The following is a 12351-nucleotide window of genomic DNA, read 5'->3' as shown; positions in this document are numbered from 1 at the left end:
CGAGAAATCTCTCTATGCCTTTATGGTAATATCAACGGTTTTTTCCGCAGCAGTTCTTATATTTCTTACCGCTTCCACAGGGACAGGGATCGTTTGGATATACCTTCTTTGCCTTCTCCCCCTGTCGCTGTGAAAGGCGGATGATATTGTCCTTTTTTATCCCGGATCCTAATGCTCCCTTATCAACCAGCTCCAGGGGCGTATATCCCCGGTTCATCAGCATGCGGGTATTGTTCCACAGTTCGCCGATGGCCTGGACCAGCTGCTCCATCTGCGCCTGACCGTTACATATAATATCATTTTCCACCAGGATATTTAAAATCTCCCGCATCTGGCAGCCGTCTGTGATCTCATGCTGAACCATCATCCCTGCATACTCCGCGGTCTCCTGATCCAGTTTCATTTTCTTTACCAGAAATGCAATAAAATTCTTCAGGAACCGGTCATTGGGCAGATACCCGGTCCGGGCCAGGTCACGGATCTCATCTCCTGTGGGTATATAAAACTCCTTATCTCCCTGTGCCATAAGAAGTCCTCTGTCATTGGGATAAAGGAGCTTGTTATAAAACATATCCTTCTTATACACAAACTCCATAAAGCAATCCGGTACCTGTTCCGCCATCCGGACCAATTCCTCGCAGCTGACAGAATCCCCGCTGGCAGCGGCAAAATACCGGGTCATGATCTTTGCCGGCAGGATCCCGCAAAGACCGGCTGCCGCATCAAAGCAGTCCACCAGGGCACTGAATCGTCTTCTTTTTTGCTCAAATTCTTCTGACTTTATGGATTGGTAAATATTCTTCACATCTTCAGGAATCACGATCCGGTCATCTTCCCTGACACCTATATAACAAGACTCATAAAGTCTCTCCAGCAATTCTGCCTCATCCTCATCACCGATCCCGCCATTTTTAATAATCTGCTCAAAGCGATTCAGCTCATCCGTTCCAATGCAGACAAAATACCGTATGGCCTCCTCAGCTTTCAGCATCTCCGCTGACAATGCGGTGATCAGCCGTTCCTTCCCATACTTTGAAAACTGATCCATGCCTTTGAGCTCTGCAATCTCCACCAGATCCTTTCTGGTGAAATCAGCAAATATATCTTTTAAGTAGACAGCCTGTGAGATCTCATCTTTCAAATACTGTTGAAATGCCTCCCTGTCATTCTCTAAACTAATGTCATACCTGTTGATATTTTTTCTTATAAGCTCTGCCATCATTTGTATGGAATCCTCCATCCTGTGACGGTCCGAACGGAGAGGAATGTTCTTATTCCGGTCTGATTTTGTTGCTTTCAGTCCAAATTCCCCATTCAAAAAATCCTCGTAAATCTCTCTGCCCGTGCGCCTGTCCCCTTTTCCCCAGATAAGGAAACAATCACTTTCAAGAATCTCATTCACCCCAAGCATATCATACGCTTCCTGATATCCCTGACACTCTGCCCATTCGCATCTCTCGTCATGCTCGGGATGGCCTTTATCAGCCATAATTTCAAGGCACTGGTAATATCCCTCGATCCCCCCACAGTCTTCCATGGGACACGCCCCTTTATATTTGATCACCTGTGGATAGTTAAAGGGATAATCCGCAATGATCTTCTCAATCGTCACCCGGTGTCTCCAGTAATCTCCCAGGTCATATATATAGGTAAACCAGTCATTTTCCTCCATATACTTGCGGATATAAGTGGTATTGGCTTCCCCGTAATCATATCTTCCGCCCTTGAAATACTCAAACTCTTCCACATTCTCCATAATGCATAGTTCCAGATGATAAAACTCAAACTGGGACAAATGATACCCGGTCCATCCCATTACCTTATTTAAGATCACCCCCAATTGGGAAAATGTAATACCTGAGGGGACAATACACCGTCTCCAGATCGGCGGTTTGGAGCCATTGATCACAATTTTCAACTGATATGCCTTCATCTTTTTTCCTTTCTCCATCGTACCTTCACTGCACCATTGGCTGCAATGCTTTTCGTTATATAAAACCTGATGCTAGAATTATATCATTGATATGTAAAAAGGGATAGATGCCATTTTAACACCTATCCCTCCACCGGCTCACCCACCGGTTTATTTCCCTATACAATGGGCAGGATCGGGAGTGCCGGCGGGCAGAACCAATCTGTAATAAGCCCCGTTCTCCGGCGGTTTACGGTTGCCGATTTCCACTCGCCCCCCCAGATACTCCATTCCGGTGCGCACCACAGAGAGCCCTATTCCAAATTCTCCTCCCTTGCCCTGGTAGAACCGCTCAAATACATGGGGAATATCCTCCATACTAAATCCCATTCCATCATCCTCAACCAGTATGACCGCCTGCTCCCCATCCGTTTCACAGCGGACCAAAACTTCACTTTTCCCATAGCGGATGCAGTTGGAAAGGACGTTTTGTACGATCCGCCCTAAAAGTTCAGGATCCGCCCACACATAAACATCCCGCTCTCCCGGTTCCATCCGCAGCTTACTCCCTCCCGCGATCCCTAGAAGGGCGTCCATTCGTTCTTCCAAAAATTCTTCCAAATCTATCTCTGTCATATGCATCTTTAGTTCATTGTTATCCATCTTCGTAAGTGTGAGGATACTCTCCACCAGATTCATCATGCGCATGCTCTCTGATAAGATGACTCCGGCGGCTTTTTTGTGTTCCTTCATCACATCACACTGGATGCCCTGGGCATATCCGATTATGGACGACAGCGGCGTCCTGAGATCATGGGATACATTTTGAAAAAAACGCTCTTTTTGTTTTTCACTTTCCCTGATCTTTAATTCCATCCGGTTGCATGCCTGTTTCAGCGTCTCCAGTTCCCGAACCGAATAAACATCTTCGATCTGCGCAGACTTCCCGTCTCCGATTGCCTTAGCCTGTCCGCATAACTGTTCCAAGGGCCGTGCAATACTGCCTGCCACCATCCATATCATACCGGCAGCAACAAAGACAGCCGCAATTGCTATAAATGCCAAAAGCTTTCCCGTATAGTTCCATAACAGCGCCACATCCGGTATCCTCGCTGCTGCAATAAAATATTTTGCCCTGACATTATTCTCTGCCTCTGCCTGAAAAAGACGGATGCTCCAATTTTCACCGCCCGCTTCTATATTCGTTCCAGCCGTCCGATCCAGCTGTCCGCTTTCGATCAGTTCAACACAAGCTGAAGTAAATCGGTCAAAGCCAGCCGTTTCATCCTGATCATCCGGGTAAATCTTCTTTAATTTTGAATTAAAGACCAAAAGCCTGCCGCCTGTCTCACCTGATTTTACACTCTGCTTAACCTGCTTTAATAGTTCTTTGGAATATGCTCTGTCTTCCTCAGGCGTTCTGTCCTCCGGTGCAGGTGCATCCCGGTAAATTTCCCCGGCCAGTCCCTCCACGATCTTTATGACCCGTTCCGCATCCCGTTCTGCCGTGACATTTACATACCATTGGGATGTGGAAGAAAAAATAAACCAGGCTGAGCCGGTCAGCAGAAGGATCACCAGCAGAACCAGATAAAATATACGCGTATGTATTCTGTTTCCCATTAAGATTGCTGCCTTTCCCAAACCGGCTGTTGTGTAAGGCGGTATCCATATCCCCAGACCGTCTCCACCATTGCAGATACATGCTTCTGTTTAAGCTTCTTTCGGAGACGTTTTACCAGGTCGTCCGGCATCCGCATTTCATCCTGGATTCCCTTGCATCCCCAAATCTGCTCCAGCAATTCCTTTTTAGAAACAGCCGCTTCCTTTCTCTCGATCAGATACAAAAGAAACTCAAACTCCGTAGGCGTAACCGTAAACGCCTCATCGCCCGCATACACTTTTCGTTCCTTTCTGTATATCCTTAGGTTACCGCACTCATACTCATCCTGGACCGGTCTGTCGCTCCCGGACTGTTCCCCGGACAGTTCTGACCTGCGAAACAATGCCTTTACACGGGCAATCAATTCCAGGGGCAGAAATGGTTTGGAAATATAATCATCACTTCCCATGGTAATCCCCGTAACCCGGTCCATGGGGCTGTCCTTTGCCGATACGATCATGATCGGCACCCTGCTTTCTTTGCGGAATGAAGTACATAAACTGAGGCCGTCCTCTCCGGGCATCATCACATCCAGAATGATCATGTCCGGCATCTTTTCACGGACCGCCTTACGTATACTATAGCCATCCCCAAAGACCTCCACTGCATATCCCTCATTCTCAAGAAATGTTTTCATCATCATTCGTATGTTCTGTTCATCATCCGCTATATAAATCAGTTTCTGCATCCTGCCCTCCTCTGTTATTTTTTTCCAAATCGAAATATATGTCTATCATCATAACATTTTATCAGAAAATCGTAAACGGCTGCCACATATTTGCCACAAACATGCACTGTTAACCACCAAACTGAAACAGGTATAATAACCTCGTGATCAGCATTCACACGACTAAAACAAACCAGAAAGGAAGTATTTATTATGAAAAAAAATATTAAAATTTTATGTACCGCAGCTGTCATGGGCTGTCTCACGGCCTTTCCCTCATGGGCTGCAGAGACAAAAGCCGAATACAAGGAAGAGATTGCCCCGGTCCGGGCGGAGTTAAAAGCCCTGGAATCAGAAATGAAACCTATACGCGAAGAAAACAAGGCTTCTGCTGCCCGTTATAAATCGGTACGCCTTTCTAAAAAGGAAACCGGCTCTCTAAGTGTCAGCAAGGAAACATGGAAAAAAGCAAAGGAACTTCACAGTCAGATCACGGCGATCCGCAAAGATATGGGCAAATCCACCGGCAAAGACTTAAGACAGCAGATAAAAACCGCTGTTAAGGAGAAAAATTTCCATACGGCCATCCAAAGCATGGACCAGCTCCTGGAACTGAAAAAATCAAGACAGGATCCCATCAATGAGATCCATCAGATCTGGCAGCAGATCGATACACTACTTCAGCAGGGTTAATACCCGGAACTGGGATAACGGGTGCAACCGGAAAAACAGCTGCAGCAGGGATAGTTGCTGCAGCAGGGATCTCATTTTATTTAAAATGCGATAGATGGTATTTCAGCCATCTACCGCATTTTTCAGCAAACTTTTATTTTACAGAAATTCTACAAACTTCAATTTTGCAAACGATCAATAGCCACATTTAAACCGATTACTGCACCCATGCTCCTGAACTGTCCACATATCTGCCGTCCGGTGTCCACGTACCGGCGTACATCACACCATTGCTGCCCAGGTAATACCACTTGCCGTTTACAGCCTGCCAGCCCGTTGTCATTGCGCCTGATGCGTCCAGATAATACCACTGGTTATTCATCTTTAACCAGCCTGTCTGCATAGCACCGCTGCTGTTCAGATAATACCATCTTCCATTGACAGCCTGCCAGCCCGTCTGCATCTCACCGCTGCCATTCATATAATACCACTGTCCGTTCACAGCCTGCCAGCCCGTTGTCATGACGCCATCCCCGTTCAGATAATACCAGGTCCCGTCCAGCCGCTGCCAGCCGGTCACCCGATAGCCTGAATTGTTAAAATAGTACCATGCACCGTCAATCTGGCGCCATGAGGAGGACGGATATCCGCCTGTGTCATAGGAGTACCACCATCCCTTCTGGTCCTGTACCCAGCGGCCGCTTCCTCCATAGGTTCCCAGTTCATCCTCATCCACATAGAAGGAATGGGAATCCTCGGACCACTCTCCTGTTTTGCTGTTATACTTTGAAATTGCTCTTACCCTAAAGGTGTAGTCCCCTTCCCGGTTAAAATAGCCGGCAAAGTTATAGGATGTCCCTGTGGTGCTGACCGTGGTCACTGTCTTATCATCCCGCAGCAGTTTTACATCATAGCTTTTAGCTCCCTCTATCTCATCCCACACAGCAATGGTATCTTCCCAGTCCAGGTTTGATGCCCCTTCCAGCTTTCCGCCAATGCGCTTCAGCTCTGCATAAACTTCAATGTAGTCCCCGCTGTCATATATCTTGGCTTTCTTAAATTCCGCATTACATCCCGAAAGCTGAAAATGGCTTTTGGATGTGTAGGAAAAACGGTAGCCATCCTTAGCAGACAGTTCAATCTTTACCTCAGGCACATCGCCCACTGTCCAGGTATCCTGGTCCTCTGAATTCGTATACTCCGCTGATTCCACATAAAACTCGCTGCTTCCCGCTTTTACAGTGATATCGCCGATATCATCACCGCTTGCAGGCGCCTTATCATAAGAAAATGTAAGTTTTACCTTATCAATCTTAGTATCTGCTGCCCAAGACGTGATACCGGTACTAATAGCCATCACGGCTGCCAAAATCAGGCATAATCCTTTCTGTTTTCTCATAAACCTTCCTCCTTGCCTACAATTATATAAATTTTGTTTTAATTGCCTATCTTTATTATAGTAAATCAATCCATTTTGTACAATTTAATAATCCTTAAGAGAATATTACATTTTTAAGACCAGGGGGAGATAGGTTACAAATTATTCCATGTCTAATAGTATTTTCTTGATATCCATCATTCGGTCGCGAAGTCTTGCAGCCTCCTCAAAGTTAAGTTCAACCGCGGCCTGACGCATCTTCTTTTCCAGTTCTTTCACCAGCTTGTTAAGCTCCTTCACATCCATGGATTCCGGATCCTTCTTAAACCGGGCATCCTTTTCCTCCACTGCCTTGGATATTGCGATCAGGTCTCGGACCGCTTTTTTGATGGTTGTTGGAGTGATCCCATGTTCCTCATTATACGTTTGCTGGATCTGCCGCCGGCGTTCCGTCTCCTCAATAGCCACACGCATAGAGTCCGTTATCTTATCCGCATACATGATAACATGGCCCTCTGAATTTCTGGCAGCACGTCCCACGGTCTGGATCAGTGAAGTTTCAGAGCGGAGGAATCCCTCTTTGTCCGCATCCAGGATCGCCACCAGGGTGATCTCCGGTATATCCAGTCCTTCCCTCAAAAGGTTAATGCCCACCAGCACGTCAAACACATCCAACCGCATGTCTCTGATGATCTCAGCCCGCTCCAGGGTGTCAATGTCTGAATGGAGATACTTTACGCGGATTCCCACTTCCCGCATGTAATCCGTCAGATCCTCGGCCATTCTCTTAGTCAGGGTGGTGATCAACACCTTGTGATGATTGGCTACTTCCCTGTTTACCTCTGAGATCAGGTCATCGATCTGTCCTTCCACAGGGCGGACGCTGATTTCCGGATCCAACAGGCCTGTGGGCCTGATGATCTGTTCCACACACATCAACTCATGTTCCTTTTCATAGACAGAGGGAGTTGCTGACACAAACATCATCTGGCTGATCTTATCCTCAAATTCCCCAAAGCTTAGCGGACGGTTGTCCAATGCGGAAGGCAGACGGAAACCATAGTTTACCAGGGTGGATTTCCTGGACCGGTCGCCTGCATACATTCCCCTGACCTGTGGAAGGGTGATATGGGACTCATCCACAATGATGAGGAAGTCATCCGGAAAATAATCGATCAGCGTACAGGGCGGTTCTCCGGGAAGCCCTCCTGTCAGATGCCTGGAGTAGTTCTCAATACCGGAACAAAAACCAGTCTCCCGCATCATCTCCACGTCAAAATTCGTGCGCTCCGAGATTCTCTGCGCTTCCAGCAGCTTATCTTCACTCTTAAAAAACGCAACCTGCTCCTTAAGTTCGGCCAGGATATTCTCAGTGGCCTCCATCATCTTTTCCTTCGGGACCACGTAATGGGAAGCAGGAAAGATAGCGATATGACCCAGCTGAGATTTTATCTCGCCAGTTAGCGTGTCAATCTCCGCAATCCGATCCACCTCATCCCCAAAAAACTCAATCCTGTATGCCTCACTGTCAGAATATGCCGGAAAAACCTCAAGCACATCCCCGCGGACCCGGAAGGTGCCGCGCTTAAAATCCATATCATTGCGGTCATACTGGATATCGATCAGTTTGTGGATGATCTCATCCCTGTCCTTTACCATGCCGGGTCTTAGGGATATTACCATCTCCTTGTAGTCAATGGGACTGCCCAGACCATAGATACAGGACACGGATGCCACAATGATCACATCCTCCCTCTCAGAAAGCGCAGCCGTGGCTGAGTGGCGCAGCTTATCAATCTCATCATTGATGGAGGAGTCCTTTTCTATATAGGTGTCTGTGGAAGGGACGTAAGCCTCCGGCTGGTAGTAGTCGTAGTAGGATACAAAATACTCCACCGCGTTCTCCGGGAAATATTCCTTGAACTCGCTGTAGAGCTGCGCGGCAAGGGTTTTGTTGTGGGCAATGATGAGGGTCGGCTTCTGGATTTGCTGGATTACATTTGCCATGGTGAAGGTCTTGCCAGAGCCCGTAACCCCTAGTAAAGTCTGGAATTGGTTGCCTTCCTGGAAGCCTTTTACAAGGGCTTCAATCGCCTGCGGCTGGTCGCCGGTGGGCTGGTATTCTGAGTGTAATTTGAACTCCATTTTCGCTTTTTCCTTCCTTGGTGACCACTTAAAAAGTTCGCCTATTAGGCAGAAATTCGTAAAAGAAGACCGTTTTGAGTTGCCTAATAGACGAACTTTTGCCATTTTACGAATGAAGGTCACCAAAATGCTATTTTCTTAACTCCGCAACACTATATAAACTCAATGAAATTAGTAATACCAAATGTCACCAAAATTATAACATAGCGGAAGGAAAAAGTATAGGCGCAAGTAGGAACATTTGTTCTTTCCCTGCGCCTTGTTTTATTTTGAGAACCAAATTGATATTTGATTGAAACTACTACTGCCCTTAATTTTTAAAAATAATCTTCTGCCGGAACTTCGATTTCCAACAGTTCTTCCTCAAGCTGCTTGTCTACCTCCTTTATCGGAAGCACCTCATCTATGAACGGCTGAATTTCATCTACACAGTCAGCAATAATTTCCCGGTTATCACCATATACATCTAAGGTGATTAGTTCCGTTGCATGTCCCATTAATTTGGATACCGCTTTGGGATTAAAATTATTTTTCAAAAGCAGTGTGCAGAAGGTACTGCGTAAATGATGCCACTTTATATCCGGCAGGTTGTTATCCGCTAACAGTTTTTTATAATATTTCCAATGGAAATCCTTGCTTCGCGGTTTCCCGTAGTTAGAGCAGCAAATATATCCTGAATCCTGAAACTGGCTTCTTCTGCGGCTCTTATTTCTCTCATACACCTCCCTCTGTTGCAGAATCGCCTCAAACACATAATCTGGTATCGGAATGTCTCGGTAACTCGATGGGGTCTTCAATCCAAGTTCCTGTTTCGTAAAGGTTTTAGGTGGAAAGTCTTCTTTTTTTGTGTTGATTTTCTTCCCCAGCTGCCGGCGAAGCTTTAGTGTTCGGTTAATATAGTCAATATCCGAATACTTCACACCATTGATTTCCCTTCTGCGAAGTCCCATTAATACATTAAACAGGATTTGCATATGTATCGGCGTGTCCCTGCTGGCCTCCAATAGAATCAGAATCTGATCCATTGTCAGGGTTTTCTGTGTGTCAATACTGCGGGCATGGTATTCCTTCTTTTTTACCTTTTTAGGAAGATTGATACCAACTGCCGGATTCTCCGCAATGATTTTTTTCGCTACAGCATAGTTCATAGAGACGTTCATCACCGTTTTAACCAGCCTTGAGACCGATACAGAATATTCTGCACGGTCGTTATACAGCTTTTGAACATCTCCACGGTTAACGGACGACATCTTTTTCTTTCCAAGGATTGGAATAATGTGGTTATACACGATATTGGAATAAGCAGCATAAGTTTCTTCGCTTCTTACCCTCTTGCATATATCCTCCTTTAGCCAAAACTCTAAAAAGTCACTTACTTTAACATTCTCATATACAATATAAGTTCCAGCATGTAATTTACCTATTGTGTTATCCCTGGCAGCATTAGACTCTTTTTCTGTCCTAAACCCCGACTTTTGCTGAGTTCTTTCAGTACCATCTATGTATTTTAACACAACACGGTATCCGAATTTTCCCTTTATAGGAATCACTGGCTTTACTTCCCAATCCACATACTGCTGAAGGCTCAAATCAATTATCATACTGCTCTCCTTTCTACAGGAACGAATGCTTGATTCATAAATGCCAATATATTCTCGTTTTCATCCATTACATCACAATAATATTCAAACGTTGTGTGGACAGAGCCGTGCCCAAGTAATGCAGATATCTTAATCAGTGGAACCCCCATCTCAATCAGAATTGTTGCATACATATGCCTTAATCCATGTACCGTGATATGCGGAAGGCCATTCTTGCTACAAATTCCAGTTAAAGCGCTATTTAAAGCTGACAAACTATGTAGTTTTCCATTTCTCTGACAGCTGATATAATCATTGTCATCATATTGACCGGCATACACTACCTTATTGGACTCCACAAGTCGTCTCCGTTTTTCCAGTTCTTCTATGATTATGGCTGGAACCCGCAAAACCCGGAAACTGTTTGGTGTTTTTGGATCTCGTTCAATCAGCCCATAATTGTCTATTTTACTTCCACTCCCTTTTTTTATAAGTGGATCTGAAGCAATCTGCCTTCTGATAGTTACAGTCCTTTTCTCCATATCCAAATCACTGAATTTAAGTCCAAGAATCTCGCCTTTTCGTAAGCCACAGAATAGCCCTAACAATATTTCCAAATACCAGTTATTTTCGGAAGACGCTTTCAGCAGGACCTTGATTTTTTCTTTACTCAGAATTGTTATCTTTGGCTTTTGTCTCTTATACGGCTTTGTGCCAGTAACCGGATTGGTTTTAATATACCCACCGATTACTGCCTCTTTCATTGCCATATTTAGAATCTCCCGCCCTTTATTTCCTGCAGAGGCACTGACCTTTGCTACCCGCTCCAACAATGCATCAAGATACTCTGCATTGGCAAACCGGACCTTGATGTCGTACTCAATATTCGGCAAAATTAAGTCATAAACCGCATACGCGCCTACCATTCTGGTTGTTGTTTCAATTCTTTGAGAGAATATCTCCTCAAACCAATAAATCAAATAATCCTTAAGCGTGACTTCTGTATTGATTTGATGTGCCAGATGATAGGCCCGATACGCCTTTTTAAACTCATCTTCGTGTCGCCTATAGCTCTTATCAGCCTCTTCACTGGTAGCAAACCCGCCCTTTTTGCTGTACTTTATCGAACCATCGTCCTGAAGTATCTTGGTACGGTGATACCATGAATTATTTTCAAAAAAAGCTGCACTATTCTGTGGTTTTCTTTTCAACTATCTCACCCGCCTTAACTAATTCCGTCTAGCCAGTCATCAAAAGATTGTTTGGGAACCCTGAAAAGCTTTCCAACTTTAAGGACCCGGAACGGCTTTTGATTCCTATACGCCTCGTCCAAAAAGGTATATGTTTTGCTCCTCCCAATCCCTAAAATCTCCTGGATTTCCTCTGCGTTATATACTTTTTTATCTTTCTGTAAAACTTCTATCGCTGTCACCCCCTTTACAAAGGCAACTAGCCATGAGCATGATTGATACCACCTAACGTGGTTCAATCTTAGACTAATCGCTAATACTATATTGATTTCACAAAACCGCTCGGTTTTTAAAACAGTCTGTTTCTCTACAATCATTGTAAAAAATTGGCTTTTGTTTCCTCAAGAGCATTTCACAATTTTTTTACTTCTTATAACATTTCATTAAGGTGGTTGTGCTTTCTCCAAAGCAAATTTATATGCCGTATTTTCCCTCCCCCCGGCATTTGGAATTATCTTACCTGTCTGCAAAACAGCTTAAACCACACTGGATATTCCATGCCAGCGCAGCATCCCCTCATTTGGTGAGCGGCAGTCCCCACAAGTATCCAACTAATATCATCCTCGCACAGTTTATGCCTCCAGCACAAACCATCAAATCCCTGCATGGATTTATTTTGATTTGATATGTATCGCAACATTTCTGCTTCCGCGTATCTTTCGTATGCTCGATATTAGCTTTCGTAATAAGATAACTGAACATATTCTTTTGTCATGGTACATAAATAAAACATTATATTATATATATAGGAGTAAAATCGGATTGTTCAGAATTATAATATAGATTATTATGGAATTATGTGTTATCAAGTCAAGACCACCGGCTTAGCCGGTGGCTTGTTCTGCCCCTATAAGGGGCTGTTACCTGCTTGCGCCCGGAAGGCGCACTGAAAAGTCTGCCTGCTGCACCACATTCTCAGCTGCCCTTAAAAGGGCATGTTCAGTGCTTCCTTACTCCGGCTTTGCCCCAATAGGGGCTTACCGGTTTGCTTTGACTTCCTACTGACTCTTAAGAGTCCTACTTCTTGTTTTTCTTCACCGGCTCGCCCGTAAACGGGTCTATGTACTCTACTAACGACATCTGG

The 12351-nt window shown here is 45.0% G+C and carries 8 protein-coding genes and 1 pseudogene; 1 reads left to right on the top strand and 8 read right to left on the bottom strand.

The genetic code is table 11. The annotated features are described in order from the left end of the window. Positions 1 to 31 precede the first annotated feature (31 nt). From HMPREF9469_RS30690 to HMPREF9469_RS15330, 3 genes are all read right to left on the bottom strand, one after another. Complete coding sequence (locus tag HMPREF9469_RS30690; protein ID WP_007863477.1) at positions 32 to 1933, bottom strand: plasmid pRiA4b ORF-3 family protein; 1902 nt, start codon at positions 1931 to 1933, stop codon at positions 32 to 34. A 150-nt stretch (positions 1934 to 2083) separates the two neighbouring features. Then, entirely contained in the window at positions 2084 to 3535 is a 1452-nt protein-coding gene (locus HMPREF9469_RS15335) for a sensor histidine kinase (protein WP_007863476.1), read from the bottom strand. Then, positions 3535 to 4263: a response regulator transcription factor gene (locus tag HMPREF9469_RS15330; RefSeq protein ID WP_007863475.1), complete on the bottom strand. Its 729-nt coding sequence runs from the start codon at positions 4261 to 4263 to the stop codon at positions 3535 to 3537. The genes HMPREF9469_RS15335 and HMPREF9469_RS15330 overlap by 1 nt, the downstream gene beginning before the upstream one ends. A gap of 192 nt (positions 4264 to 4455) precedes the next feature. On the opposite strand from HMPREF9469_RS15330, the gene HMPREF9469_RS15325 reads away from it, so the two are divergent. Beyond that, a complete protein-coding gene (locus tag HMPREF9469_RS15325) occupies positions 4456 to 4935 on the top strand; it encodes a hypothetical protein (protein ID WP_007863474.1) in 480 nt (159 codons plus the stop codon). Between the two features lie 196 nt (positions 4936 to 5131). Here HMPREF9469_RS15325 and HMPREF9469_RS15320 read toward each other — a convergent pair whose 3' ends face one another. The 5 genes and pseudogenes from HMPREF9469_RS15320 to HMPREF9469_RS34180 form a co-directional block, all read right to left on the bottom strand. Then, a complete protein-coding gene (locus HMPREF9469_RS15320; RefSeq protein ID WP_007863473.1) occupies positions 5132 to 6313 on the bottom strand; it encodes an N-acetylmuramoyl-L-alanine amidase family protein in 1182 nt (393 codons plus the stop codon). Positions 6314 to 6454: 141 nt separating this feature from the next. Next, positions 6455 to 8437, bottom strand: coding sequence for an excinuclease ABC subunit UvrB (gene uvrB / locus HMPREF9469_RS15315; protein WP_007863470.1), 1983 nt, complete (start codon positions 8435 to 8437; stop codon positions 6455 to 6457). Between the two features lie 317 nt (positions 8438 to 8754). Then, a complete protein-coding gene (locus HMPREF9469_RS15310) occupies positions 8755 to 10038 on the bottom strand; it encodes a tyrosine-type recombinase/integrase (RefSeq protein WP_007863469.1) in 1284 nt (427 codons plus the stop codon). After that, positions 10035 to 11228, bottom strand: a complete 1194-nt coding sequence (locus HMPREF9469_RS15305) for a site-specific integrase (protein WP_006775569.1) — start codon at positions 11226 to 11228, stop codon at positions 10035 to 10037. Before HMPREF9469_RS15305 ends, HMPREF9469_RS15310 begins: the two co-directional genes overlap by 4 nt. Before the next feature lie 1056 nt (positions 11229 to 12284). Continuing rightward, positions 12285 to 12351 (bottom strand): annotated as a pseudogene (locus HMPREF9469_RS34180) (IS200/IS605 family transposase); the annotation flags it as partial.

This window comes from [Clostridium] citroniae WAL-17108 (assembly GCF_000233455.1).
Lineage (GTDB): Bacteria > Bacillota > Clostridia > Lachnospirales > Lachnospiraceae > Enterocloster > Enterocloster citroniae.
The sequence above is the reverse complement of the archived record's forward strand: the minus strand, read 5'-3'. Positions and strand labels throughout refer to the sequence as shown.